This is a genomic window from Streptomyces sp. L2, assembly GCF_004124325.1.
Classification (GTDB): domain Bacteria; phylum Actinomycetota; class Actinomycetes; order Streptomycetales; family Streptomycetaceae; genus Streptomyces.
Genome location: NZ_QBDT01000001.1, coordinates 3265486 through 3289604, shown reverse-complemented (window position 1 = coordinate 3289604; position 24119 = coordinate 3265486). Strand labels below are relative to the sequence as shown.

Annotated in this window: 25 protein-coding genes and 3 pseudogenes; 13 read left to right on the top strand and 15 right to left on the bottom strand. The window is 70.7% G+C overall.

Annotation, left to right across the window (positions count from 1 at the left end):
• Positions 1–260: 260 nt before the first annotated feature.
• Positions 261–560, bottom strand: coding sequence for a hypothetical protein (locus tag DBP14_RS14180; RefSeq protein WP_129307579.1), 300 nt, complete (start codon positions 558–560; stop codon positions 261–263).
• A gap of 387 nt (positions 561–947) precedes the next feature.
• On the opposite strand from DBP14_RS14180, the gene DBP14_RS14175 reads away from it, so the two are divergent.
• Positions 948–1961 carry a cytochrome c oxidase assembly protein gene (locus tag DBP14_RS14175; RefSeq protein ID WP_129307578.1) on the top strand — a complete coding sequence of 338 codons (1014 nt, stop codon included), beginning with the start codon at positions 948–950 and terminating at the stop codon, positions 1959–1961.
• A 16-nt stretch (positions 1962–1977) separates the two neighbouring features.
• Here DBP14_RS14175 and DBP14_RS14170 read toward each other — a convergent pair whose 3' ends face one another.
• The 3 genes from DBP14_RS14170 to DBP14_RS14160 are packed head-to-tail and all read right to left on the bottom strand — an operon-like array spanning position 1978 to position 4318.
• Positions 1978–2775, bottom strand: coding sequence for an ABC transporter permease (locus DBP14_RS14170; protein ID WP_129307577.1), 798 nt, complete (start codon positions 2773–2775; stop codon positions 1978–1980).
• Positions 2772–3755 carry an ABC transporter ATP-binding protein gene (locus DBP14_RS14165; RefSeq protein WP_129307576.1) on the bottom strand — a complete coding sequence of 328 codons (984 nt, stop codon included), beginning with the start codon at positions 3753–3755 and terminating at the stop codon, positions 2772–2774. Before DBP14_RS14165 ends, DBP14_RS14170 begins: the two co-directional genes overlap by 4 nt.
• Positions 3752–4318: a YceI family protein gene (locus DBP14_RS14160; RefSeq protein ID WP_129307575.1), complete on the bottom strand. Its 567-nt coding sequence runs from the start codon at positions 4316–4318 to the stop codon at positions 3752–3754. Before DBP14_RS14160 ends, DBP14_RS14165 begins: the two co-directional genes overlap by 4 nt.
• A 200-nt stretch (positions 4319–4518) precedes the next feature.
• Here DBP14_RS14160 and DBP14_RS14155 point away from each other — a divergent pair, with 200 nt between their 5' ends.
• The 5 genes from DBP14_RS14155 (at position 4519) to DBP14_RS14130 (ending at position 10525) form a co-directional block, all read left to right on the top strand.
• Positions 4519–5742, top strand: a complete 1224-nt coding sequence (locus tag DBP14_RS14155; RefSeq protein ID WP_129307574.1) for a histidine kinase — start codon at positions 4519–4521, stop codon at positions 5740–5742.
• 2 nt (positions 5743–5744) lie between these two features.
• A complete protein-coding gene (locus DBP14_RS14150) occupies positions 5745–6395 on the top strand; it encodes a response regulator transcription factor (protein WP_129307573.1) in 651 nt (216 codons plus the stop codon).
• A 277-nt stretch (positions 6396–6672) separates the two neighbouring features.
• Entirely contained in the window at positions 6673–7887 is a 1215-nt protein-coding gene (locus DBP14_RS14145) for a cation:proton antiporter (protein ID WP_129307572.1), read from the top strand.
• Between the two features lie 269 nt (positions 7888–8156).
• The gene (locus tag DBP14_RS14135) at positions 8157–8684 is read left to right on the top strand and encodes a hypothetical protein (RefSeq protein WP_241740907.1); all 528 of its coding nucleotides are present in this window, start codon (positions 8157–8159) and stop codon (positions 8682–8684) included.
• Entirely contained in the window at positions 8684–10525 is a 1842-nt protein-coding gene (locus DBP14_RS14130; protein WP_129307570.1) for a glycoside hydrolase family 15 protein, read from the top strand. Before DBP14_RS14135 ends, DBP14_RS14130 begins: the two co-directional genes overlap by 1 nt.
• Positions 10526–10545: 20 nt before the next feature.
• Here DBP14_RS14130 and DBP14_RS14125 read toward each other — a convergent pair whose 3' ends face one another.
• Positions 10546–11286, bottom strand: a complete 741-nt coding sequence (locus DBP14_RS14125) for an alpha/beta hydrolase (protein WP_129307569.1) — start codon at positions 11284–11286, stop codon at positions 10546–10548.
• 511 nt (positions 11287–11797) lie between these two features.
• On the bottom strand, positions 11798–13291 hold the full coding sequence (locus tag DBP14_RS14115) for a 5'-methylthioadenosine/S-adenosylhomocysteine nucleosidase (protein ID WP_164992328.1): 1494 nt from the start codon (positions 13289–13291) through the stop codon (positions 11798–11800).
• 176 nt (positions 13292–13467) lie between these two features.
• Between DBP14_RS14115 and DBP14_RS14110 the strand changes: the two are divergent.
• A pseudogene (locus DBP14_RS14110) lies at positions 13468–14001 on the top strand (hypothetical protein).
• 69 nt (positions 14002–14070) lie between these two features.
• Here DBP14_RS14110 and DBP14_RS14105 read toward each other — a convergent pair.
• From DBP14_RS14105 to DBP14_RS14080, 7 genes are all read right to left on the bottom strand, one after another.
• On the bottom strand, positions 14071–14874 hold the full coding sequence (locus tag DBP14_RS14105; protein ID WP_241740906.1) for an aminoglycoside phosphotransferase: 804 nt from the start codon (positions 14872–14874) through the stop codon (positions 14071–14073).
• Positions 14875–14996: 122 nt separating this feature from the next.
• Entirely contained in the window at positions 14997–15209 is a 213-nt protein-coding gene (locus DBP14_RS14100; RefSeq protein ID WP_129307565.1) for a hypothetical protein, read from the bottom strand.
• A complete protein-coding gene (locus DBP14_RS14095; protein WP_241740905.1) occupies positions 15206–16366 on the bottom strand; it encodes a radical SAM protein in 1161 nt (386 codons plus the stop codon). Before DBP14_RS14095 ends, DBP14_RS14100 begins: the two co-directional genes overlap by 4 nt.
• A 104-nt stretch (positions 16367–16470) precedes the next feature.
• Complete coding sequence (locus DBP14_RS37295) at positions 16471–16602, bottom strand: hypothetical protein (RefSeq protein WP_277752701.1); 132 nt, start codon at positions 16600–16602, stop codon at positions 16471–16473.
• On the bottom strand, positions 16590–16826 hold the full coding sequence (locus DBP14_RS14090) for a hypothetical protein (protein ID WP_129307564.1): 237 nt from the start codon (positions 16824–16826) through the stop codon (positions 16590–16592). Before DBP14_RS14090 ends, DBP14_RS37295 begins: the two co-directional genes overlap by 13 nt.
• Positions 16823–17236 carry a hypothetical protein gene (locus DBP14_RS14085; RefSeq protein ID WP_129307563.1) on the bottom strand — a complete coding sequence of 138 codons (414 nt, stop codon included), beginning with the start codon at positions 17234–17236 and terminating at the stop codon, positions 16823–16825. The genes DBP14_RS14090 and DBP14_RS14085 overlap by 4 nt, the downstream gene beginning before the upstream one ends.
• Positions 17236–17652 (bottom strand): hypothetical protein, encoded by a 417-nt coding sequence (locus DBP14_RS14080; protein ID WP_241740904.1) that lies wholly within the window; start codon positions 17650–17652, stop codon positions 17236–17238. Before DBP14_RS14080 ends, DBP14_RS14085 begins: the two co-directional genes overlap by 1 nt.
• 119 nt (positions 17653–17771) lie before the next feature.
• Between DBP14_RS14080 and DBP14_RS14075 the strand changes: the two genes are divergently transcribed.
• The 4 genes from DBP14_RS14075 to DBP14_RS14060 are packed head-to-tail and all read left to right on the top strand — an operon-like array spanning position 17772 to position 20806.
• Positions 17772–18815, top strand: a complete 1044-nt coding sequence (locus DBP14_RS14075; protein ID WP_129307562.1) for a hypothetical protein — start codon at positions 17772–17774, stop codon at positions 18813–18815.
• Positions 18812–19501 (top strand): YdcF family protein, encoded by a 690-nt coding sequence (locus DBP14_RS14070; protein ID WP_129307561.1) that lies wholly within the window; start codon positions 18812–18814, stop codon positions 19499–19501. Before DBP14_RS14075 ends, DBP14_RS14070 begins: the two co-directional genes overlap by 4 nt.
• Complete coding sequence (locus tag DBP14_RS14065; RefSeq protein ID WP_347239649.1) at positions 19443–20255, top strand: WbqC family protein; 813 nt, start codon at positions 19443–19445, stop codon at positions 20253–20255. The genes DBP14_RS14070 and DBP14_RS14065 overlap by 59 nt, the downstream gene beginning before the upstream one ends.
• Positions 20252–20806 (top strand): flavoprotein, encoded by a 555-nt coding sequence (locus tag DBP14_RS14060; RefSeq protein WP_129307559.1) that lies wholly within the window; start codon positions 20252–20254, stop codon positions 20804–20806. Before DBP14_RS14065 ends, DBP14_RS14060 begins: the two co-directional genes overlap by 4 nt.
• A gap of 3 nt (positions 20807–20809) precedes the next feature.
• Here DBP14_RS14060 and DBP14_RS36850 read toward each other — a convergent pair.
• Positions 20810–21202 (bottom strand): annotated as a pseudogene (locus tag DBP14_RS36850) (mobilization protein); the annotation flags it as partial.
• A gap of 1 nt (position 21203) precedes the next feature.
• On the opposite strand from DBP14_RS36850, the pseudogene DBP14_RS14050 reads away from it, so the two are divergent.
• Positions 21204–21752, top strand: a pseudogene (locus DBP14_RS14050) (site-specific integrase); the annotation flags it as partial.
• A 66-nt stretch (positions 21753–21818) separates the two neighbouring features.
• Here DBP14_RS14050 and DBP14_RS14045 read toward each other — a convergent pair.
• Complete coding sequence (locus DBP14_RS14045) at positions 21819–22442, bottom strand: hypothetical protein (protein WP_206739266.1); 624 nt, start codon at positions 22440–22442, stop codon at positions 21819–21821.
• 354 nt (positions 22443–22796) lie between these two features.
• On the opposite strand from DBP14_RS14045, the gene hemL reads away from it, so the two are divergent.
• Positions 22797–24113, top strand: a complete 1317-nt coding sequence (gene hemL / locus DBP14_RS14035) for a glutamate-1-semialdehyde 2,1-aminomutase (protein ID WP_129307558.1) — start codon at positions 22797–22799, stop codon at positions 24111–24113.
• Positions 24114–24119 lie beyond the last annotated feature (6 nt).

Below are 24119 nucleotides of genomic sequence, written 5' to 3'. Positions count from 1 at the left end.
CGCGCCGGCCCCTTCGAAGTCACCCGGCCCGGTCGGCTGCCACCCGGCCTGCGTGGGGGTACTCGGCCTGGTCGAGGGCCGCCGGGGCCCGGCCCGGAGTCGATCGGGCCCGGTCCGGAGTCACCTGACCCGGTCAGGAGCCACCCGGGCCCGCCCGGAGCCACCCGGGCCCGCCCGGAGTCACCCGGGCCCGCCCGGAGTCGCCCGGGCCCGTGCGCAGTCGCCCGGGCCGCTCCCGAGCTACTCGGCCCGTCCCGGAGTCACCCCGCCTCGTCCGGGCTCGGCGCCGGGCCGCCGGTGTCGCGGCGGGCGGCTGCGAGGTGCCAGGCGAGGTTGCCCACCGCTGCTCCGGCCGTCACCACGGCGACGATCACGCCGCCGGTCGCGAGGCCGTCGCTGAACAGGTGCGGGCGCCGGTCGAGGCTGTGCAGGCCGAACCCGCACAGCTGGTAGACGCCGATGGCGGCGATGACGAGGCTGACGATCAGCACGGTGAGGGTGGGGGCCAGGTCGCGTGCGTCGACCGGCCCCGGCGTAGTCTCCGTGTCCGTGTCCTGCATGTGTCCCCCGTTGAACTGACGTATGGCTGTGGTCGGTTGGGAACCTACAGTACGTAGGGTTGGGCACGCGGCCGCGCGCCTCCGTTCCCGGGCGGGCTCCCGGCTCACCGTCCGGCCGCTCGGCGGCGGCGGGTCGGTGCGCGTTGCCCCTTTCGTCCTCCGACCATACGCGTCGAGTCGGGGGCGGGGTCGCCCGCGTCCGCCCGCGGGCCCTGGATCGAACTCCAGTTCCTATTCCAGACCTCCTCCCCCCCGGTATGGGTTCGGTATGAGATCGGTGAGACGTGGCCGCCCGGCTCACCGCCCGGCGAGAACCGGCAGAAAGCGGGCGTAGCCTGCCTCGACGGGCCGGCCGGGTGGCCGGCGGGCCGCGGAGGGAGTTCGATCATGGAGAGTCTGCCGGTGCTCACCACGGGGCGGCTGCTCTCCACCTGGCAACTGGATCTCCCGGCACTGCTGCTCGTCACCGTGCTCGGCGCCCTGTACGGCTGGGGCGTGCTGCGGCTCAGGGGCCGGGGCGAGCGCTGGCCGGCGGCCCGCGTGGCCGCGTTCGCCGTGCTCGGCCTCGGCACGCTCGTCGTGGCCACGATGTCCGCGCTGGCCGTCTACGACCGGGTGCTGTTCTGGCCTGCCGCCGTGCAGAACATCTTCCTGGACCTGCTCGCGCCCCTCGGCCTCGCGCTCGGCGACCCCCTGCGGCTCGCCGCCCGCGCCCTGCCCGAGCGGGCCGCGCGGCGCGTGCGGGGGGCGATGACCGGCCGGCTGGTGCGCGCCCTCACCTTCCCCATGGTGACCACGGCCCTCGTCCTCGTCACCGAGCTGACGATCTACTTCACCCCGTACTTCGCGACCGCCCTCCGCTACGGCCCCCTGCACCAGCTGATGTACCTGCACCTGCTGCTCGCCGGCTGCCTCTTCGTCGTACCGGTCCTCACCCGTGAGGAGACGCTGCCGTCCTGGTGCACCCACCCCGTGCGGGCGGCGCTGGTGTTCCTCGACGGCATCGTCGACGCCGTGCCCGGCGTCGTGGTGATGACCCACGGCACACTGATCGCCGGTGCCTGGTACCTGCACCACCACCCCGCCTGGGCGGGCGACGTCCAGCACGACCAGCAGCTCGGCGGCGGTGCCATGGTCGGCATCGCGGAGCTGGTGGCCCTGCCCTTCGTCCTCGCGATCCTCGCCCAGTGGGCCCGCGGCGAGCGCGCGTCGACGGCGGCCCTGGACCGCCGCCTGGACGCCGAACTGGTCCCGGCGGCACGCGTGGCACCGGCCGCCGGGGGAGGCGTGGAAGCGGCACCGGCGCCCGGAGGAACGGCACCGGCCCCCGACCTCGTACGACCCTGGTGGGAGACCGAGAACAGCGAGGTCGCCCAGCGGATCCGGGGGCAGGAGCGCTGAGCCGACGGGTGCTCGCTCACCTTGTCCGCGCCCCCGTCTCCCACCGGAACCGCCGGACCGCCACCGCCGCGCCCGCCGTACCCCACAGCAGCAGGACGCCGTAGTCCCGCCAGGGGATTCCCGTGTGCCCGGTGGTGAAGGCGTGCAGCAGGGCGTCGTTGAAGGGCTCGACCGGGAGGGCGGCGGCGACGGTGTTCAGGGCCGCCGAGTGGATCGGCATGTAGGTACCGGAGATGAACACCAGCGGGAACAGCACCAGTTGGACGACGGACGGGGCTGCCTCCGCGTTGCGGATGACGGCGGCCACCGCCACTCCGAGGGCGCAGAACGCGGACGCGCCGAGGAGCAGGGTCAGGGTGAGGGCGGGCCACTGGGCGGGGGAGGGGAGCGGGACGCCGTAGAGGCGGCCGACCGCGGCGATGAGCAGGACGTCGACGACGCTGACCAGGACGCAGTGCGCCAGCAGTCCCGCGAAGTGGACGGAGGCGGGCAGCGGGGTGGCGCGGGCCCGTTTCAGGATGCCGTTCTGGCGGCGGTTCGCGAGCACGATCGCCAACTGGCTGAAGCAGGAGCCGAGTACGGACAGCGCGGCGATCGTGGGCACGTAGTACTGGAGGGCGGAGCGGCCGTAGTAGAACTCGCTCCGGCCGATGCCGCCGAACAGCCCGCCGAACACCGCCACGACCACGACCGGGAACGCGAACGTGAAGAACGCGCTCTGCGGGTTGCGCCAGAAGGACAGCTGCTCGTAACGGACTTGGTGCGTGAGCAGGGCCAGGCGCCGCTTGGGCGCGGTGGCGCCGATGGTGGTCATGACGTCCTCCGGGGCGTGCCGTCGTGTTCGTCGGTGAGGTGGGGGGAGACATCGTCGGTGCGGTGCGGGGGGACATCGTCGGTGAGGCGCAGGTAGACGTCCTCCAGGCTCGGCCTGTCGACCGTGAGGCCGGCGAGTTCGGTGCCCCGGCTCAGCGCCCAGTCGGTGAGCCGGTGGAGGGTGCGGGTGGGGTCCGTGGACTCGACGGTGACGAGGCGGCCGTCCTCGTCCGGGATGGCCGGGACGGGCAGGCAGGCGGCCGTCGTGCCGGGTGGCAGGGTGAAGCGGATGCGGGCCCGCGCGGTGTCCCGGCCGCCCAGGGTCGCGGGCGTGCCCTCGGCCACGATCCGGCCGTCCGCGATCACCGCCACCCGGTCGGCCAGCTCCTGGGCCTCCGCCATGGAGTGGGTGGTCAGGAGGATGGTGGTGCCCGCGTCGCGCAGGTCCCGCACCGACTGCCAGGCGGCCCGGCGGGCGCTGGGGTCGAAGCCGGTCGTCGGCTCGTCCAGGAACAGCACGTCCGGGTCGCCGATCAGGCCGAGCGCGAGGTCCAGGCGGCGCTTCTGGCCCCCGGAGAGGGCCCGGACCTTCTGCTTCTCCAGCCCGGTGAGGCCGGTCAGGGCGATCACCTCGTCGGTGTCGCGGGGCGCGGGGTAGTAGCCCGCGTTGCGGGCGAGCGTCTCGCGGACGGTGAGATACGGCTCCACGGCGATGTCCTGGAGGACGATGCCGACCCGCTCGCGCAGGGCCCGCCCGGTCGACCGGTCCGCAGGGTCGAGGCCGAGCACGCGGACCCGTCCGCCGTCCCGGTCCCGGAAGCCCTCCAGGATCTCCATCGTGGTGGTCTTGCCGGCGCCGTTGCGGCCGAGCAGCGCGAAGATCTCCCCGTGTCCGACGGTGAAGCCGACCCCGCGCACAGCCCGTACCGCGCCGTACCGCTTGTGCAGGTCCTCCACCACGACCGCGTCACCCGCCGTCATGCCCGCACGCACCGGATCTCCAGGGTCACGTCGAGGTGGCGGCCGGCCAGGCCCCGGGACGCCGTCACACCGAACGCGGTGCGGTCGATCCGGGTGCGGGCGCGGACGGTGAAGGCGTCCGCGAGTACTTCGGCGTGCCCGATCGCGAGGGTGAGGGGCTGGCTGACGCCGCAGGCGGTGAGGGTGCCGGCGATGGTGGCAGGGCGGCCCTCGTCGGCGGTGACTGTGCCGGCCGGCGCGGCCGTGCCGATGTTCTCGGCGGTGAACGTGATCAGCGGGTGCCGGCCGGTGTCCAGGAACCTCGGCGACCGTACGGCCGTGTCCCGCCCGGTGTGGCCGGTGCGGAAGCTGTCCGCGTCGACCTCCGCGCGCACGCTCGACGCGGTGAACGGCTCGGCCACCACGACGGTGCCGCCACGGACCGCGAACGTGCCGTGCACCGGCAGCAGGCCGAAGAGGTGCCGGGTGCGGAAGGAGAGGGAGGAGCGGGCCGGGTCGACCGCGTAACGGCCGGGCCGGGGAGTCGTAGGGGCGGTGGTGTGGTTGTCGCCTGTCGCGTCCATGGCCCCATTCCACGGCCGTGGGCCCGCGCCGCGGCAGGGGGAACCGTCGGTTCCCGGGCCGACGACGGTCGGGTCGCCGGGGCCCCGCGTACGACGGTCGGGGCCTCGCCTACGACTTTCGTAGGGTCCGCGCGTGACGGACGTATCCCGTACGGGACGAAGCGGCCCGGCCCGGGGACGGGTGTCCTACGGTGAGCCGTATGAGTGGTACGACCGGACAGCGGGAGGCGTGCGGCGGGCCGTGGTTCCGCCGGTACCGGGTCGCCGTGGACGTGGCGATCGCGGTCGCGTTCGTGCTGCTCGACACCGGGCTGACGCTCATCGGCGCCACATGGTGGCCCGAGCACCCCGGGCCGCTCGCCTGGGCCATGCTGGGCGTGCAGGCGCTGGCCTGCGCCTCGCTCGCCGTGCGGCGCAGGGCACCGCTGGCCGTCGTCGGCGTGCTCGGCTCGTTCACGCTCGCGGTGTCGCTGCTCGTCGAGCCGGCGGGCCTGCTGACCCCGGCGCACGAGGGCGGCGTCTGGGCCCCGTTCTCCACTGTGCTCGCCGCCTACGGCCCCCTCTTCTACCAGCGCGACCGCCGGCTCGCGTACGCCGTGCTCGCCGCGCTCACCCTCGTCGTCATGCGGCCCTGGGAACCGTCGGCCACGACCATGACGATCGGGCTGCTGCGCACGGCCGTCGGGCCGCTGCTGGCGCTGTACTTCGACACCCGGCGCAAACTGGTGCGGGCCCTGGTCGGGCGGGCCGAACGGGCCGAACGGGAGCGGTACCTGCTGGCCGAGCAGGCCTGCGCGGAGGAACGCGCCCGGCTCGCCGGCGAGATGCACGACGTGGTCACGCACCGGGTGAGCCTCATGGTGCTCCAGGCCGGCGCCCTGAAGGTGACGGCGGCGGACGAGGCGACCCGGCGGGCGGCGGAGGACCTGCGCGCCGCCGGCTGCCAGGCGCTGGAGGAGCTTCGGGACCTGGTCGGCATTCTGCGCACGGCGCCGGACGGCGACCAGACGCCGTCGGTGGCGGGGTTCGCCGACCTGGTCGCCGAGTCGGTGGCGGTCGGGACACCGACGGAGCTGGTCGAGGAGGGCGACCCGGCGCTGGCCTCGCCGGTGGTGGGCCGCACCGCCTACCGGGTGCTGCGCGAGGCGCTGACCAACGTACGCAAGCACGCTCCCGGCGCCCGGGTGCGGGTCCGGGTGGAGTACGGGCAGGCGCGGGTACGGCTGACCGTCCGCAACACCCCGCCGGCCGGCGCACCCCGCTCCGCCCTCGCCGGGACCGGCTCCGGGCTCGGGCTCGCGCACCTGCGGCAGCGCATCGAGCTGGTGCACGGCACCCTGCGTGCGGAACCCTGTGCCGACGGCGGTTTCAGCGTCGAGGCGACCCTGCCCGCGTTCGTCCCGACCGCCGGACCGGAGGTGTGAGCGTGGCACGGGTCGTGGTCGTGGACGACGAGCCGATGGTGTGCGGCTTCCTGCGCACCATCCTCGGCTCGGCCCCGGACATCGAGGTCGTCGACGAGGCGCATGACGGCGCGGCCGGCGTCGAGGCGATCCGGCGCAGCCGCCCGGACGTCGTGCTGATGGACCTGCGGATGCCGGGCATGGACGGGCTGACCGCGATCGAACGCGTCAACGCGCTCCCCGACCCGCCGCACATCGTCGTGCTGACCACGTTCGACGCCGACCAGTACGTCCTGCGCGCGCTGCGGGCCGGCGCGACCGGCTTCCTGGTGAAGTCCACCCCGCCGGACGAGCTGATCGGCCTCGTGCGCACCGCCGCCCAGGGCCACACCGTCCTGTCGCCCTCGGCCGCCCGCCGCCTCATCGCCGCCTCCACCGACAGCCTCTCCGCCCGCGACCGGGCCCGCGAACTCGTCGGCTCCCTCACCGAACGCGAGGTCCAGGTGCTGGCCGGCCTCGGCGAGGGCCTCTCCAACGCCCAGATCGGCGCCCGCCTGTACCTCACCGAGGCCACGATCAAGGGCTACGTCTCCCGCACCCTGGACAAACTGGGCTGCGTCAACCGCACCCAGGCGGGGCTGATCGCGCACGACGCGGGGGTCGTCGACACGTAGCCCTCTCGTCAGTGCTTAGCGCCGCTTGCTCGGATCATGCCCTGGTGGGCGGACCCGGTGGGTCACGGAGCGGCCAATGGGTCACCCGGGCGGCGCAGACCCGCTCGTGCGCCCGGGCGTGCTGCGCGAGGCTGGCACTGGCTGCCCAGGCCGGTCACTTGCCGCGTACGCCGCGGTGCCGGCCGCAGGAAGCGACGTCAGCGAGGAGCCCCGATGCCCCAGCACACCGAGGACGAGCCTGCGGAGCGGGCCGCCGTCGCTCCCTGACGGGCGGCCCATGACCCATCCCGGCACGCTGGTTCTGATCATGGCGGTCGCCGTCCTGGCGCCGCTGCTCGCCGAGATCGCGGCACGCCGGATCAGAATCCCCCTGGTCATCTTCGAGATGGCCCTCGGTATCGCCGTCGGCCCGGACGCGCTCGGCTGGGCCCACCCGGGCCAGGTCGTCGACACGCTGTCCCATCTGGGACTCGCCATGCTGATCTTCCTCGCCGGCTACGAGATCGACTTTCCGGCGATCAGGGGCGGCACGCTGCGCCGCGCCCTGTGGGCGTGGCTGCTCTCCCTGGCCGCGGGCATCGGTCTCGGCTTCGCCGTCAGCGGCGGGACGGTGTTCAAGGCCTTCGTCATCGGTACGGCGCTGACGAGCACGTCGCTCGGTACGGTGCTGCCGCTCCTGCGTGACAGCGGAGACCTGCACGGTCGCTTCGGCACGGTGATGGGGGCCTTCGGGGCCGTCGGCGAGTTCGGCCCGATCGTGGCGACGGCCCTGCTGCTGAGCGGCCGCAGGCCGGGCGAGTCGGCGGTCCTGCTGATCGCGTTCGCCGCGATCACCGCCGGTGCCGTCTTCTGGGCGCTGCGCCCGCGCGCGCCCTGGTTCTCCCGGCTGATCGACACCACTCTGCACAGCAGCGGACAGTTCGCGGTCCGCTTCGTCATGCTGCTGCTGGCCGGAATGCTGGGCCTGGCGGAGGTGTTCGGTCTCGACTTCCTGCTCGGCGCGTTCGCGGCCGGCGTCCTCACCCGCCTCGTCCTGTACGGCGCCTCTCCCGAACACAGCGCGGAGGTCGTCGGGCGGGTGGAGGCGCTGGGGTTCGGCTTCCTGGTGCCGCTGTTCTACATCGTCACCGGTATCGAGTTCGACCTTGACGCCCTGCTGCACGACGGCCGGGCGCTGGCGCTCGTACCGCTGTTCCTGCTGCTGTTCATCCTGGTGCGCGGCGGCCCCGTGCGCCTCCTGGCCCCGCCGGACCTGCGCGGCGGCGACCGCACGGCACTCGGCTTGTTCGCCGCCACCTGTCTGCCGCTCGTCGCGGCCATCACGACCATCGGCGTGGATCAGAAGGTGCTCGGCACCGACGAGGCGGCAGCCCTGGTCGGCGCCGCCATGCTCTCGGTGCTCGTACTGCCGCTGCTCGCGACGCGGCTGCGGACCGGAGCCGGTCCGGTGAGGCCCGTGTCCGCGGACTCGGCGGAGTCGGAGACCTGGTGACGCCGCCGCCGTAGCCCCTGTGAACTGCGGGGAAACGGCTCGTGGCCGGTCCCGGAGGCCTTCCCACCTTCACCCGTTCGGCCTAACGCCTGTGGCTGAGCCGCCGGTCCGCCCTCAGGGTCGAAACCGTCGGACACGTGTCCAGTACACCGTCCGCCCGGGCGCCGCCCGCCCGGGCACCATCCGCTCGGGCGCCGCCCGCCCGGGCACCATCCGCTCGGGCGCCGCCCGCCCGGGCACCGCCCGACACGCCCGAGAGGAGCACCCCCATGACCGCACAGCCCCACTCCGGAGCACCCGCCGGTGACTACGGCCAGGCCGCCCCTTCCCAGGACCGGAGGTCGAGTCCCTGGGCGACCGGCGGCGCCACCTTCGCCGGCGTGCTGTTGCTGCTGAACGGCGTCCTGGCCATCCTCCAGGGCATATCCGCGATCGCCGCCGACGACGTGTACGCCCGCCTCGGCGACTACGTCTACAAGATCAACCTCACCGGCTGGGGCTGGATCCTGGTGATCCTCGGCGCCATCGCCGCCGTCGTCGGCTGGGGCATCCTGTCCGGGGCCGCCTGGGCCCGCGCGGCCGGCATCGCGCTCGCCTCGCTGAGCCTGCTCGCACAGTTCCTCTTCTTGCCGTACGCCCCGGTCTGGTCCGTGATCATGATGGCGATCGACGTGTTCGTGATCTGGGCGCTCGCCGCATACCAGCCGGACACGGCGGACAGGCCGGACACGGCGGCCGGGCCGGGCACCGCGAGCCGGCCGGGCACCGCGGGCCGGCCGGGCACCGCGGGCCGCTGATGCGCCGTTACCCGCCGATCGCCGACCACGGCATGGTCGGCGACCTCCAGACGGCGGCGCTCGTCTCCTCCGAGGGCGTCGTCGACTGGTTCTGCGCACCCCGCTTCGACTCACCGAGCCTCTTCGCCGCCCTGCTCGACCACGACCGCGGCGGCCACTTCGCGATCACCGTGGACGGCCCCGACGTCACCACCCGGCAGCTGTACCTCGCCGACACCGCCGTCCTCATCACCCGCTTCCTCACCCCCGACGGCGTCGGCGAGGTCGTCGACTTCATGCCGCCGGGCCCCGCCGACCGGGCCACGGACCGGCACCAGCTGATCCGGGTCATGCGGGTGACCCGCGGCCGGGTGCGCTTCAGCCTCTCCTGCCGCCCCCGCTTCGACTACGGCCGCGCTCCCCACCGGCTCCACCTGCGGGACGGCACGGCCCACTTCGGCGGCCCCGGCATCGACGCCCACCTCCAGGTCGTCGGCATGGCCCCCATCGACCTCCGCCCCGACGGCCCTGGGGACGGACAGGACGTCACGGCCGCCACCGTGCTGGACCAGGGCCAGATGGCAGCCGCCGTACTCACCGTGTGCGCCGCGGGAGGCGCCGCGCCCCCCGCCCTCACCCAGCCCGGCATCCGCGCGGCCTTCGACGACACCTGCGCCTACTGGTACGGCTGGATCCACCGCAGCCGCTACCGCGGACGCTGGCAGGGAACGGTCAACCGCTCCGCGATCACCCTCAAGCTGCTCACCTACGCGCCCACCGGAGCCCCGGTCGCCGCGCTGACCGCGGGCCTTCCCGAGCAGCTCGGCGGCGAACGCAACTGGGACTACCGCTACACCTGGGTCCGCGACGCCTCCCTCTCCGTGCACGCCCTCTTCGGCCTGGGCTTCGTCGAGGAGGCCCACGCCTTCCGCCGCTGGATCGGCGAGCGGATGCTGAGCGGCGGCACGGTCACCGGTGAACCCCTGCAGATCATGTACCGCGTCGACGGCGACCCCCACCTGACCGAGGAGATCCTCGGCCACTTCGAGGGCTACGGCGGCTCGGCCCCCGTCCGCATCGGCAACGGCGCCGCCGACCAGCTCCAGCTCGACATCTACGGCGAGGCCGTCCACGCCCTCACCCACACCGGCGACCTGGCCGAGTTCATGGGCTACGACGGCTGGCGCGGCCTGTGCCGGGTGCTGGACTGGCTTCTGGGCACGTGGGACCGCCCCGACGAGGGCATCTGGGAGACCCGCGGCGGCCGTCAGGACTTCACCTACAGCCGCCTCATGTGCTGGACGGCCTTCGACCGCGGCATCCGCGTCGCCCGGGAACTGGCCCGTCCGGCCGACGTACCCGCCTGGACCGAGGCCCGCGACACCATCCTGCGGCAGGTCATGGACCGCGGCTGGAGCCCCCGCCGCAAGGCGTTCGTCCAGCACTACGGCAGTGACGTGCTGGACGCCTCCCTGCTCCTGATGCCGGCCGTCGGCTTCATCGCGCCCCGGGACCCGCGCTGGCTGCACACCCTCGACGCCATGGAGGCCGAACTGGTCTCCGACAGCCTCGTCTACCGCTACGACCCGGCCGCCTCGCCCGACGGCCTGCGCGGCAGCGAGGGCACCTTCTCCCTGTGCAGCTTCCTCTACGTCGACGCCCTCGCCCGCGCCGGCCGCCGCTACCAGGCCCGCTACGCCTTCGACAAAATGCTGACCTACGCCAACCACGTCGGCCTCTTCGCCGAGGAGATCGGCGCCACCGGCGAGCAACTCGGCAACTTCCCGCAGGCGTTCACCCACCTCGCCCTGATCACCGCGGCCCTCGCCCTCGACGAGGAACTCGACCGCGCCGACCACTGACGAGGTGGGCGCACCGGGTCCTAGCTCAGATGCCGGGCGAAGAACCGGGACGCGTCGTCCCCGGCCCACGGCGGGACGCCGGTATGGCCACCCATGTTGGCGTGCAGCGACTTCTCCTCGGAGCCGAAGGCGTCGAACAGATCAAGGGCCGCCTGCCGGTCGTTGCCCTCGTCATCCCACTGCAGCAGCACGTGCAGCGGAATGGTGACCTGCCGCGCCTCGTCGAACGTGGCGCGCGGTACGAGGCTCCCGGCGAAGAGACCGGCGGCGACGATGCGCGGCTCGACCACCGCGAGCCGGACGCCGATGGAGATCACGCCCCCCGAGTAGGCGACCGGGCCGCCGATCTCGGGCAGCGCGAGGAGTGCGTCCAGGGCGGCCCGCCATTCCGGCACCGCCCGCTCGACCAGCGGCAGCACCACGGAGTCGATGATTTCCTCACCCACCGGCTCACCGGCCCGCATCACCCGGCGCAGCTCGCCGCGGGCCTCCTCCAGCTCGGGCAGACGCGGCCGGTCGCCGCTTCCGGGAAGCTCGATGGTGGCCGTGGCGAAACCCTCCGCCGCGGAGTGCCGGGCCCGGCCCACCAGCCGGGGGTACATCCGGCGCAGCCCGAGGTTCGGGTGGCCGAGCAGGATCAGCGGTACGGGCGCGGAGGCGGACGCACCCGCCGGCGTCCACAGGAAGCCCGGAATCCCACCAAGGGTGAACTCGCGCTCGACAACACCGTCGTCGAGTCGCCGCTCAGAAGTGAAGTGCATGGTCGTGCCTTTCGGAAGGCCCACAAACGGCGCTCCCGGACGACCTACCGCCCGACCGTGACCCCAGAGGAGAGCACCCACGTCGATACGTCCACGGGTACCACCTCCTGACTCACTCGCACGGCCACGAGAAACCTAACAGCGCCTACCGCACCCGGCCAACGGGTTTTCCCGAAGCCTCTTGTGGCTCCCGGCTCAGGGCCAGACCAAGCAGTACGGCTGGTGCCCCGCCTCATGCAGGCGGTGGCTGAAGTCCTGCCACTCGTGCAGCGATTGGGGGCGGGAGGGTGCTGGCCTGGGGTTTCGCAGGGGAACGTGCGTTGACCTGGGAAAACTCGTCTCGGCAGTTCTCACGGGTCGACGCCGTTTCCCAGGCTCATGTGCCCTGGATGTGCCCTGTCGGCTGCCAGGACTCGGGTGGTTTCGGCGTCACGCTGGTAGCGGAGTGTTGCAGAAAGGGGGTGAAAGCACCCTGGACTGTAACTGCCGTACGCCATTCAGGAAGCACGAGTCAAAACTGCCGGAGACCGGGCGGGCTTCGGAAGTGGTGCATGAGCCTCAGAGTGAGTTCTTCGGCGATCGTCGGCACCGCGGCGCCGATAGTCGCGGCGTCCCAGACCTCATCGGGCATGATCTGCACCGGGCCGCCGCGTCCGCTGCGTGCCAGGACCGCACTGGTGGACATTCTGGCGGCGTCCAAGCTCATCACGGTCAGGATCTCGGCGGGATCGATAGCCAATGCGGGGGCGAATCGGGTTCGCGGGGCATCGTGGAGGCGCAGCAGGAACCGGAGCAAGTCAGCAACGCGTTCTTGGGTGTGCTCTGGGTCCAGCACCGGCATGTGCAGGCTGGTGGATCGGGGCAGTGACTCCCAGCAGGTTCGCTGGCCTGACTGAGTAATCACCAGACCGACGCTGCGACCGTGCCTCGGATCGCGGACATACGCAGCGGCGAAGTCGGCTTCGAGGATGCTGGACACTTCTTCGGTGGCTGTGAAGAACGCCTCCGACCGCCCCCGGGACACGAGGTCGTCCTTCAGCTGATTCATCTGGCGCATGGGCAGCCGAGGGCTGTCCTCCGGGATCAGGTGTACTTCCATCGTGGCGCTCTCGCTGTACCCCAGCGGTAGCAGCTTCTTGCGCCAGGAGACCGGCAGCGGTTCCTTGAGCTGCTGCCCGATGAGTGCGCTGGCGATGATAGGGGTGTCGACGGTGTCGGGGTGTGGAGACGGCGGCTCGGCGTCGACTGCTCCGGGGGAGACCAGGGCCTTGATGACGGCGATGGTCAGGGCTGCGGCGTTGTCGGCGGCGATGAGCTGGAAGCCGCCGATATCTGTGTGCTGCTTGCTGCCGTCAGCCCGGTCACTGATTCCACGGATGACCAGAGCCGGAACCTGGTCGGCCATGGACGCGGCGCCTGCGAATCCTGCTCCTTCCGTCTCGATCGCGGCGACGCCGTTGTAGTGCTCGTCTAGAAGCTCCTGCAGCGCAGACGCCCGGGCGTTCACCACCACCTCGCCGGCGGCGATCGGTTTGAAGTGGACTTCGGGGGCCTCCCTGCCCGCTGGCAGTAGGGCCTGTGCCCAGTGCGGGTCCAACACGGCGAAGCGAGCTGCCTGTTCAAGGCGGTGCGATGCTGGCCACGTCTCGGGCCGGGTCTTGAATGTGCCTTCCTGCTTTCCCCCGTGGTAGGCGAAGACCCGGGTCGCGACGACGACGTCGCCCAGCGCAATGTCGTGCTTCATGCCGCCAGCGATGCCCGTGAAGAAAACGGCATCCGGTCCGATCATGCGGATGGCGCGCTCAGTGAGAATGGCTGCGCCCTGGTTCCCCTGGCCGACCTGAGCGAGGTAGACCTCCCAGCTGGTTCCCGGGATCCGGCCACACTCGAAAATTGTCCCCGCCTCGTGGTCGATCCGCTGTGGGTTTGGTACCCGCGCCCGCACGGCTCGGTACTCCAGCGGCAGCGCGGTGAAGACAACGATCTTTCCGCTGGACGAACGCACGTAGCACCTCACGAAGACTGGCTGTCCTACCCGAGCCCGAGCGACCGTGCAGTCCTGCACTGATACGCATGGGGCGTTAATCAACAGCGTAACTCTAGGGTCGGACAACTCTGCTCAGAGGCAAGGCGATTGAATGTAGATTCGATCCCTGCTCGGTCTTTCGAAAGGCGGGTGCCGTGGCCGCCCCCGAGGACGTCACCGAGAGTAAACTGCTGCTGGCTGAGTACGACCGTATCAAGGAGGAGCAGAAGGCTCGGATTGGATTCCGCGACAACCTGCTCTACTTCACGCTCGCCGCTTCAACCGCGGTCCTGGCGATCACCGTCCAGAACAGGCGCGCCCAACTGTTGCTCGCCGTTCCCGTGATCTGCCTGGTCCTGGGCTGGACCTAGGTGGTCAACGACGAGAAGATCTCGGCGATCGGCCGCTACATCCGCGACCAACTCGGGCCTCGGTTGGCCGAGCTCAGTGGGGCCCGTGGCGCTGTGTTCGGCTGGGAGATCTACCACCGTGAGGACACGAGCCGCACCACGCGCAAGCGCCTGCAAACCGCTGTCGATCAATTCACGTACTTGGCATTGCCGATGACCTGCCTGATCGCATTCTGGAGCTCTCGCGCCGTCGACCCTTTGCTCCTGATCGTCTCCATCGTGCAGACGCTTGCTTTAGGCATGCTGGGCTGGCAGTTCCTGCATTACGCCGAGCGCTAGAGCAGTGTTCCGGACTGGTGACTTCTCCTGCTACAAGCCATCTGGGTGCCGACCCGGGAACGAGGAGACCTACAGCCCCTCGCCGAGGATATGCCCGAGCGTCGCCGCCTGTTTCGCCATCCCCCGCTTCCACGGCGTCCCGTCCTCCGCGGCGATTTCCCGCCACAGTGCCGCGGTGGCCGCGCCGAACGCCGCGAGGGCTTCCGGTTCGGCGTCCCGCCATGACGGGAAGCGGCCCGCGAAGGCGACCGCCTCCGCCACCGGGTGGCCGGAGTCCATGAGTCTCAGTGTCAGGGCGCCTGGGTCGATCCATGCTGCACCTCGCGTCGGCCACGCCCAGTCGACGAGCCGGGCCTGTTTGCCGACGATCAGTACGTTATCCCTGGCGAAGTCGGTGTGCAGGAGGATGTCACCGCTGAAGTACTGCAACGTCCCCGGCGGGGCGTAGTCCGCCCACCGGTCGACAGCGTCCTTGATTTCGATGTCGGCCGGGGCCGTGACGGCTTGTAGTTCGGTGAGGGCGGCTTCCACGAGCGGCAGGTCGGGTGAGCCGGGCGCGTAGTCGGCGTGGCGGCCGTCGACCACCTCGTAGCCAAGAAGGCTCCAGCCATCGAGCTCCAGGTGCCAGTACAGGCGTGGGCAGGACGCCGGAAGATGCGGGGAGATCGCCGCCTCGCGGCGCTGCGCACCGACCTGGGGGTGGTCGGTCGGGATGCCCTTCACGAAGACCCTGCCGCTTTCGGTCTCCAGGACAGAGGCGATGCCGGAGTTCATGCCGGTCGGCGCGGTGGCCGCCTGATGGACGGCGCCGGTTTTGTCGGCGATGGCCCGTCGGATGCCGGCGGGGAGTTGCTCGAAGGGGATGCGGGACATGGACACGCGCGGTTCCTCAGGGGTGCTCGGGTACAAGGGAGTGCCGCCCCGGCCAGGGTACGGCCGGGACGGCACTGAGGGAGTGGAACGAGCGGGCGGCACGCGCGCCACCCGTGGTGGATCTAGTACGGCTGGTCGTCACCGGCCGAGCAACTGCACTCGGCGCCCTCGGCAGCCTCGTCCAGGTCGGCGATGATCTGGAACTCGTCCTCCTTGATCGACAAGGCGGTCAGCGGCACCGGTGGGGCACTGGTCGGCGTTTCCATCGGACGTCGGCCGATGGTGAGCATGACCGGTTCGCGGGGCGGGGTCAGGGTTGCGGTGGGCGGAGTCATGATCCGTAACCTCCATGCTGGCAGTAGAGCTCTCGTCGGTCCCCCGCCTCCTGGTAGAGCCTGGCCAGAGGTCGGCACGTGCGGCACGTGCCGACCTTCGTACAGCCGGAGCATCCACCGGTGCGGAGCTGTAGGGACTCGGCGATCACGCCGAGTCGGGGGAGGGCTTCGACGCCCTCGGTGATGAGGTTCACGCTCGGGTCGCGGCCGACCTTGCAGATTGACGCGATGCCGTGCGGGTTGACGTGGAAGAACGTGTGGCCGGCGTTGCAGCCAGTGAAGATGCTCCGGGCCTTGAGGTGGCCCAGTGCCTGCGTCGCCAGCGGGTTAGCCTCGCCGTCGATCGTGGGCGACATGTTCGTGAAGACCTGGTGCGGGAAGCCGTACGACTTCGCGAGGCGCACCATTGCGTCTGTCTCATGCGCGTTGTCGTCCGAGACGATCACGTTTAGCCGGACCGGTAGCCGGTCCTCGCGGGCGGCGTCCAGGCCCATCAGGAACCGGCTGAACGCCCCGCGATTCCGCGTGACCTTGTCGTACGTCTCGGCGGTCGCGCCGTACACGCTCAGGGTCAGCCGGTACGGCCGGTGGCGGGCGAACAGGTCCCGGATCGGTTGCTTCCGCAAGCTGGAGCCGTTGGACGAGACCTGGACCATCATCCCGAGCTGGTGGGCGTACTCGTACGCCGCGCCGAACTCGCGGTCGATCAGCGCCTCACCGCCTGTGATCTGCAACCACAGGACACCGGCGTCCCTCAGTGTCTGGAGCAACGTCCGCTTGCCTGCCCAGTCAAGGCCCTCGAACCGCTTCTCGCCGAGGTAGCAGAACTCGCAGTCGTAGTCGCAGCCGAGGTTGATCTCCCACGACGCCTTGCCGTACCCGTACTGGGACCGCTCGCGGACGAGGACGATGTCGCCGACTGGCGACGAGGGCAGTTCGGTCCCCCATGCCTCCCTCGCCGCGTCGGCCAGCCAGTCCGGGACGGATCGTCTTTCCGCCCCCGAAGTCCGCAGCTCCTCGTAGCGGACCTCCGGGATGCGCACGCCTGCCGCCAGGCCGGGCTGGACAAGGAGGTACTGGGCGAGAAACGGGCTGGCCACGAGCCGAGGAGTTGTTTTGGTCGTTAGCCTCTCGGCGCTGATGTTCATCCCGGTCATGGGACCTCCACTGGGTTGGGTAGGAGGGGTTGGTCGGACCTGGTGGTGGGCGGTGATCAGGCTGGCCGCCAGCTCGGCCGGCGGATCCCTTCGCCAAGCGCGGGTCATGGCGTGAGGCGTGCGGTCGAGGCGGCCACGCCGATCACGAAGCCGCACGCGGCGGATACGAGCACGATCAGCAGTGGTCCGGTGTAGCGGGCGGCCCGGGCGGCAACACGGCCGTTCACGGCTTCCACCAGGCCCTCCACGAGCGGGTGATGATCTCCCGGTAGGTATGGTGCGAGGGGTTGCGGCCACCGTGCGTGAACACCCAGCTCTGCGGATCGGCGAAGTCGGTGCCGGGCGGCGAGGTCTCGCCACAGACCGCGCACTGCATGGCGTACGTGGTGGGCTCGGCGTCGGGCTCCCGGTCGGGCTGGAGGGTCCATTCCTGGTGGCACATGATCGTGCGGCTGGTCATCGAACCGCCTCCAGAGTTGTGGCGACGTAGGGGTGCTGGAGAGCAGCGCGGAGGACGTCCGTGTCGGTGAGGGTGTCGTCGTCGGGTAGTTCGCACCATCCGCCGAACCAGTCGTCGAGCAGCTCCAGGCCGGGGGCGACGAGCCAGGAGTTGGTGGAGAGGTGCCGTACCGGCAAATCGACCCAACTGGCTGCGGAGCCGGTCGGGACGGCGTAGTAGAGACGCCCGTTGGGCCTGTCGTAGAGCACGGGGCCCACGGACGTACCGATGCAGCGCAGGTAGGCCAGGGCCAGGAGGCCGATCTCGGCGGAGGTGCGCACGACGTCCCAGCCATCGCCGACCTTCAGCAGCCGCAGCCCCGGCACGTCGTTCACCATGGGCGCGCTTCGCAACGCGTCACGCACGGACATCACGCATCTCCCTGCGGCCGGAAGTTGTGGCTCGCGCCGAGCGAAGAGGGGGATCCCGTGGTCGGCGTGAGGGGGCGGACCACGATCAGACGAGCGCCAATTGCTGTTATCTGCCGCTTGCGCTCGCTGCCGAGGTCCTTCGGGCCGAGGTGGCTGAGAGCCGGAACCACGGCACCGTAGGCATCGGGGAGTTCGAGCACGTCGAGCAGACCGACGAAGGCGGGGGAGCGGATGATCACCGCGGAGTCGCGTTCGGTGAAGACGCCGCACAGGGCCAGTTCGTGCCGGTCGCAGTACTCGGTGAGGCAGTCGACGAGCGCCGCGTGGCGGGGCAGCCCGCCGGTGACGTGGCGTAGGTAGCCAAAGACCTGAGGGAAGGCGACGGGGCGGCGTTCGGTGATGAGGTCGTCGTCCATGCCCACAGCGTCGGCCGTCGTGAACGGCCTCGAAATGACCTGCTGTTGCACTTCCGTTGCACTTCCCACCCCACGTCGTCACCGACAGTGCTTCCATACGTGACGGAGGGAGGTCATCCGTGGTCAGCGTGCAGCAGTGGACAGGTCGGGAGGCGAGCGCCCTGCGCGCCGCGTTGCGTATGAGTACGCGCGCTTTCGCCGAGCACCTCGGTGTCGCGCTGCGCACGGTTGCGAAGTGGGAGAGCCTCGGCGCGGAGACGCAGCCCCGACCGGACACCCAGGCCATCCTCGATACCGCACTCGCACGGGCGGATTCCGCCGCCCAAGCCCGCTTCGAGGCAGTGCTGTTCCCTGAGCGGAAGAGCGCGCGGCCGGCGGACTACGAGACTTGGACCGAGGACATCGAGCGCGCTGTTATCTGCATCAGCCGCCAGGACTTCCCGTTCGCCTCGACCTTGTTGAACCGCTGGTTGGGCAGCCGTGTACCGCATCAGCTGGACGACAAGGGCCTCTATTTGTACGGCCGTTCCCTCGTGCTCCTTGGCGACCTCCAGCGCGATCAGGGCGCGATCCTCGGCCCACTCTCAGCCCGGCACTCCTACGTGACCGCTCGCGGTATGTTCACCGAACTCGACATCCCGCGCCGGGTGGCTCAGATCGAGCTGTCCCTGGCCGTTGTCCAGGAGATGTCGGGCCAGTTGGAATCCTCCGCTCGCCATTACGAACTCCTCGCTAGGGACCAGCGCCTGAGCCCGCGTGACCGTGCCAGGGCGCGGCTGTGGGTGGGTACGGCGCTGAGCAAGGAGGGCGACAACGAGTACGCGACCGGCGTCATGGTCGAGGCCACTCGCTCCTTCGAGGACCTGGGCGAGCCGGAGGACTGGTCGGTCGCCCACCAGAAGCTGGCCCTGGCCCACCGGGGCGCCGGCGACCTGAAGCAGGCCCTGCATTACATCGGCATCGCGCGGACCACCGGCACGGTCGACTCCCCGATGCAGCGGGTGCGGTTGGACACCGCGTACGGGCACATCCTTCTGTCGGATGCGGCGACCCGGAATGATGGGCTGTCCGTCCTCGATCAGGCGGCACAGGTGGCTCGCCAGTACGGGCTGAGCCACCAGCTGCGCAGCATCGAGGGCATCCGGAAGGACCAGCAGGGATGAGCCAGGGAGTGCCAGTGCCGGAGCACGAGCAGCGCCAGATCACCGACGAGCAGTTCCACGATGCGACGCTGATCTGGAACTACCACCAGATGGGCCACGAGCAGCGGCCCTGCTCGGCGGCGATCGGCCTGGGCAGCCACGACCTCGGTGTCGCCACGGCGGCCGCCGACCTCTACCGCGCCGGCCTCTTCCCGGTCGTGGTCTTCAGCGGCGGCAACAGCCCCACCACCCGGGCCCGCTTCCCGCGCGGCGAAGCGGTCCATTACCGCGAGCACGCTCTGGGTCTGGGCGTGCCGGACGAGGCGATCCTGGTCGAGGCGAAGGCGGCGAACACCGGCCAGAACATCACCTTCTCCCGTGAGCTGCTGGCCGGAGCCGGTATCGGGGTCGAGTCGCTGCTGCTGATCTCCAAGCCCTACATGGAGCGTCGCTCGTACGCGACGTGCCGCAAGTTGTGGCCGGAGGTCGAGGTCGTGTGTGCGTCCGAGCCGCTGGAGCTGGACGACTACATCAAGTCGATCGGCGACGAGAAGCTCGTTGTCGACATGCTCGTCGGTGACCTGCAACGGGTGATCGAGTACCCGAAGCTCGGGTTCGCCGTCGAGCAGGACGTACCGGGGGATGTGCATGACGCTTACGAGCGCCTTCTACATGGCGGATTCGACAGCCGCCTCATCAGTACCTGAGTCACCGCGCGTCGGGCCGCCGGGCGGGGTGTGCGCGATCCACCAGCCGAACCTGTTTCCGCGGCTGTCCACGTTGGCCAAGCTGTACGCCGCCGACCGGTGGATCGTTCTCGGCGACGTCCAGTTTGCCCGGCGCGACTATCAGCACCGGGCCCGCCTTGCGGCACTGGACGAGCCCGCACATCAGCAGTGGCTCACGCTTCCTACGCATCTGCCCGACGGGCGCCCGACGCTGATCAGTCAGACACGGCTCGCCGACCCCGGCCACTCCCGTCGCACCGTGAGTCTTTTGATTCGGCAGTACTACGGCCGCAGCCACCACTGGCCCGCGGTGCGTGAGGTCCTGGAGGCGGTTCTCGATGAGCTCGAGGTGACCGACCGTGTCTCCGACGTTGCCAGGGCATCGACGGTCGCCCTGCTGACCGCGTTGGGCTGGAGCGGCGAGGTATTGGACAGCAGCGCGATTTCGACCCGAGGAGGCCGCTCGGAGCGACTTGCCGACCTAGCCGCGGCCACCGGCAGCACCCACTATCTCTGCGGCACGGGTGGCTGGCGCTACCTCGACCTGGCTCCGTTCGATGTCCATGGCATCCCTGTGCTGGCTTTCCACACCCCTGTGGATACGGAAGGCCCACTCTGGCGGCGGTCCCGAGAGATCAGCAGCCTCTGGGCGCTGAGCCAGATCGGCCCGGAAGCCCTGGCTGCCATGCTGGCGGCCCATCGACGCGAGCTGCCTCTGGGGGTCTTCACGTGACCGAGCCGCAAGCACCGGAAAAGAAGCCGTTCCTGTACGTCGTCGTGTGCGCGGCCGGAGTCGCCGACAGCGTCGGCAAGCTGATCAGGTCTGCTCAGGAGGCGAACTGGGACGTGGGCGTGGTGGCCACCCCGCAGGGCATGGGCTTCATCGACACGGACGCGGTCGAGGCCCAGACCGGCTACCCGATCCGATCGGCCTGGCGCTCACCCGGCGATCCTCGTCCGTTGCCGCCCGCCGATGCCATCGCGGTCGCGCCGGCCACATTCAACACGGTGAACAAGTGGGCGGCAGGGATCTCCGACACCCTGGCACTGGGCATCCTGTGCGAGGCGTACGGCATGGGCATCCCCACGGCCGTCCTGCCGTACGTGAACTCGGCTCAGGCCGCCCATCCCGCGTACCGGCAGAGCCTGGAGCGATTGCGGGAGATGGGCGTCCTGGTCGGTTCGTATGTGCCGCATCGGCCGAAGGCCGGCGGCGGGGCTGACCGCTACCGCTGGGAGGAGGCGCTGGAACTGCTCACTCCCAAGGTGTCCGCGCGGCCGTAATCATCACCGCCGTGCCGACTGGGGCTGTGGGGGAGGAGCTGTTGCCGCAGGCTGGACGGGAGTAGCCCGGGCTGCCTCGGCTCGTGGACTGGGTGCGTGGCGTTCGCCGAGGCGGCGGATGCGCCAGGTCAGTGCGCGGGCGGGGCTGTGGGCGTCGTCCAGGGTGCGCTGGCCGAGGGCCTGGTCGATCACGGTGGCTGCGTTGTGTCCTGCTGCTTCTGCCTCGGCGAGCACCGTGGTGAGTGAGTCCCAGGCGGGGTCGTTGAGGATGTGCTCGGCGTGTTCGGGGACTGCCTGCTGGAGGTGGTGGGCGTAGCGGCGTTTGGTCTGCGGGCTGGGTGCTCGGCTGGCGAGGCCGACCAGGACCGGTTCGGCGATCTGCGCGTACGCGGCCTGCCGGTCAGTGCCCCTGTCGGCTCAGCTCGCCGCAGCCCTCAAGGCGCACATGAAGGAGTTCCCGCCGGTCGAGGTCACCCTGCCGTGGGGCAAGCCGGACGGCGAGCCGAAGACCTTCCGCCTCCTCTTCGTCGACAAGAAGGGGCGGGCCTACAACCGCAGCGTCTTCAACATGGGCGACTGGAAGCGAGCCCTGGCCGCCGCCGGCGTGATCCCTCCCCGAGAGCGTGGGGCGCGCTACCTCCAGGCGGCTCCGGAAGACGGCATGCACGCCCTCCGGCACGCGTACGCCTCCGTCCTCCTGGACGCGGGGGAGAGCATCAAGGCGCTCTCCGAGTACCTCGGCCACTCGGACCCGGGCTTCACGCTGCGGACGTACACGCATCTGCTGCCGTCCAGCGAGACCCGGACGCGCAAGGCGATCGACGACGTCTTCACAGAAGCCGAGGCAGAAGCCGACGTAGAAGACGAGGACGACCGGCCCGGCACTCAGGGCACATCAGTGCCCCCAACGAAACCCATGTGCCCTCAATGTGCCCTGGCCGCCTGACGGCCTCTCTCCGCACATGACGAGGGCGGGGTCAGTAACCCCGCCCGAAACCCCTGAAACCCCAGCTCAGGGCCACACAAGGCAATAAGGCTGATGCCCCGCCTCATGCAACCGATGGCTGAAGTCCTGCCACTCGTGCAGCAGCTGGTACACGTTGAACGCGTCGCGGGGGCCGCCGCGGTCCGGGACCGTGGACCAGATGAAGGCCGCCGCGCCCACCGCTTCCTCGCCTATGCCGCGCAGAGGGTCCACGACCGTCATGGGGAGTTTGACCACCGCGTAGTCGGGGTGGAGGACGACCAGTTCCAGGGGTGGGACCTTGTGCAGGGGGACGCCCTCGATGCCCGTCAGGACCATCGCGGCCATCGTCTCCGGCTTGATCTTGGTGAACATGCCGTTCATGCCCAGCTCGTCGCCGCCGAGTTCCTCGGGTCGCATGGAGATGGGGACGCGGGCCGCGGTCGCACCGTCCGGAGCGCCGAAGTATTTGTACGTCACCCCCACCCGACCACCATTCCCGCTCGCCGGCCGCGGACGGTCGGTCCGCTCGCTCGGTCCACCCTGTGTCTGACGTGGGCCAGTCTGACGTGCCTCGCTCGATTCCTCCACGTCGCGCCGGTGCCTTCCCCGCCGGGCACGTCGAGGACCCAGGTCATCGGTCCCCTCGCCCAGTCCGCCACCGCGATGCATATCTCCACCCGACTGCTTTTCTAGGACGCGCGGGCCCCGCCGCGCAACCCGATCATCGTGTCAGTGACCTCCCCCACGGCCGCCCGCCGAAACGTGCGGTGAAACATCCACTCCCCCCGTGCGGGCAACGGGCCCGGCCGCCGGGCCGGTCACTGATCCGGTCACTGATCAGTACGTGCCGGGAGGGCCGTATGTATCAGCGGGCCGGTGTCAGGTCTCAGTCTCGCAGATGGCGGGCCCCCGCCCCGGGGACACCGAGGCCGGACGCCGGTTCCCCGCCACGCGGCCTACCCTGAGGAGGTCACTGAGCAACCGGAGTCCGAGAAGTCGGAGAAGTCGCACGTCATGAGTGCCATGAGCGAAACGCCCTATCCCTACGACGCGCCCGTCTCGCAGGCGCTCTTCGACCGTGCGGCCGCCGTCACGCCCGGCGGGGTGAACTCCCCGGTGCGCGCCTTCCGCGCCGTGGGCGGCACCCCCCGCTTCATGGTGTCCGGCACGGGCCCGTACCTCACCGACGCCGATGGCCGGGAGTACGTCGACCTGGTGTGCTCCTGGGGGCCGATGATCCTCGGGCACGCGCACCCCGAGGTGATCGCCGCCGTCCAGGAGGCCGTCGTCCGCGGCACGTCCTTCGGGACGCCCGGTGAGGGCGAGGTCGCGCTCGCCGAGGAGATCGTCGCGCGCGTGGAGCCCGTCGAGCAGGTGCGGCTCGTCAGCAGCGGCACCGAGGCGACGATGTCCGCCATCCGGCTCGCCCGCGGCTTCACCCGGCGCGCCAAGGTGATCAAGTTCGCCGGGTGCTACCACGGGCACGTCGACAGCCTGCTCGCCTCCGCCGGGTCCGGGGTGGCCACGTTCGCGCTGCCCGACACCCCCGGAGTCACCGGAGCGCAGGCCGGCGACACGATCGTGCTGCCGTACAACGACCTCGAAGCGGTCCAGGAGGCCTTCCACCGGCACCCCGGTGAGATCGCCTGCGTCATCACCGAGGCCTCGCCGGGCAACATGGGCGTCGTACCGCCGGACCCGGGGTTCAACCAGGGACTGAAGGACGCCTGCCAGAAGAACGGCGCGCTGTTCATCTCCGACGAGGTGATGACCGGCTTCCGGACCAGCCGCGCCGGGTGGTACGGCATCGACGGCGTCCGGCCCGACCTGATGACCTTCGGCAAGGTCATGGGCGGCGGATTCCCCGCGGCCGCGTTCGGCGGGCGGGCCGACGTCATGGCGCACCTCGCGCCCGCCGGGCCCGTCTACCAGGCCGGCACCCTCTCCGGGAACCCGGTTGCCACCGCTGCGGGCCTCGCCCAGCTGCGGCTGCTGGACGACGCCGCGTACGACACCGTGAACGCCGTCTCGACGCAGATCCAGGACCTCGTCACCGAGGCGCTCACCAAGGAGGGCGTCGCGCACCGGCTGCAGACGGCCTCCAACATGTTCTCCGTCTTCTTCACCGACCGGCAGGTGCGCACCTACGAGGACGCCAAGAAGCAGGAGTCGTTCCGCTTCACCGCGTTCTTCCACGCCCTCCTGGCGGGCGGCGTGTACCTGCCGCCGTCCTCCTTCGAGTCCTGGTTCGTGTCCACGGCCCACGACGAGCGGGCCCTCCAGACCATCGCCGACGCCCTCCCGGCGGCGGCCCGAGCGGCCGCGGAGGCCACCGCGTGAGCGACA

Bases quoted from the DNA above. Each gene is read 5' to 3' on its own strand.
- DBP14_RS14180 (WP_129307579.1), bottom strand. From the start codon at position 560: ATGCAGGACACGGACACGGAGACTACGCCGGGGCCGGTCGACGCACGC.
- DBP14_RS14175 (WP_129307578.1), top strand. From the start codon at position 948: ATGGAGAGTCTGCCGGTGCTCACCACGGGGCGGCTGCTCTCCACCTGG.
- DBP14_RS14170 (WP_129307577.1), bottom strand. From the start codon at position 2,775: ATGACCACCATCGGCGCCACCGCGCCCAAGCGGCGCCTGGCCCTGCTC.
- DBP14_RS14165 (WP_129307576.1), bottom strand. From the start codon at position 3,755: ATGACGGCGGGTGACGCGGTCGTGGTGGAGGACCTGCACAAGCGGTAC.
- DBP14_RS14160 (WP_129307575.1), bottom strand. From the start codon at position 4,318: ATGGACGCGACAGGCGACAACCACACCACCGCCCCTACGACTCCCCGG.
- DBP14_RS14155 (WP_129307574.1), top strand. From the start codon at position 4,519: ATGAGTGGTACGACCGGACAGCGGGAGGCGTGCGGCGGGCCGTGGTTC.
- DBP14_RS14145 (WP_129307572.1), top strand. From the start codon at position 6,673: ATGACCCATCCCGGCACGCTGGTTCTGATCATGGCGGTCGCCGTCCTG.
- DBP14_RS14135 (WP_241740907.1), top strand. From the start codon at position 8,157: ATGACCGCACAGCCCCACTCCGGAGCACCCGCCGGTGACTACGGCCAG.
- DBP14_RS14130 (WP_129307570.1), top strand. From the start codon at position 8,684: ATGCGCCGTTACCCGCCGATCGCCGACCACGGCATGGTCGGCGACCTC.
- DBP14_RS14125 (WP_129307569.1), bottom strand. From the start codon at position 11,286: ATGCACTTCACTTCTGAGCGGCGACTCGACGACGGTGTTGTCGAGCGC.
- DBP14_RS14105 (WP_241740906.1), bottom strand. From the start codon at position 14,874: ATGTCCCGCATCCCCTTCGAGCAACTCCCCGCCGGCATCCGACGGGCC.
- DBP14_RS14100 (WP_129307565.1), bottom strand. From the start codon at position 15,209: ATGACTCCGCCCACCGCAACCCTGACCCCGCCCCGCGAACCGGTCATG.
- DBP14_RS14095 (WP_241740905.1), bottom strand. From the start codon at position 16,366: ATGACCGGGATGAACATCAGCGCCGAGAGGCTAACGACCAAAACAACT.
- DBP14_RS14090 (WP_129307564.1), bottom strand. From the start codon at position 16,826: ATGACCAGCCGCACGATCATGTGCCACCAGGAATGGACCCTCCAGCCC.
- DBP14_RS14085 (WP_129307563.1), bottom strand. From the start codon at position 17,236: ATGTCCGTGCGTGACGCGTTGCGAAGCGCGCCCATGGTGAACGACGTG.
- DBP14_RS14080 (WP_241740904.1), bottom strand. From the start codon at position 17,652: ATGGACGACGACCTCATCACCGAACGCCGCCCCGTCGCCTTCCCTCAG.
- DBP14_RS14070 (WP_129307561.1), top strand. From the start codon at position 18,812: ATGAGCCAGGGAGTGCCAGTGCCGGAGCACGAGCAGCGCCAGATCACC.
- DBP14_RS14065 (WP_347239649.1), top strand. From the start codon at position 19,443: ATGACGCTTACGAGCGCCTTCTACATGGCGGATTCGACAGCCGCCTCA.
- DBP14_RS14045 (WP_206739266.1), bottom strand. From the start codon at position 22,442: ATGCATCGCGGTGGCGGACTGGGCGAGGGGACCGATGACCTGGGTCCT.
- hemL (WP_129307558.1), top strand. From the start codon at position 22,797: ATGAGCGAAACGCCCTATCCCTACGACGCGCCCGTCTCGCAGGCGCTC.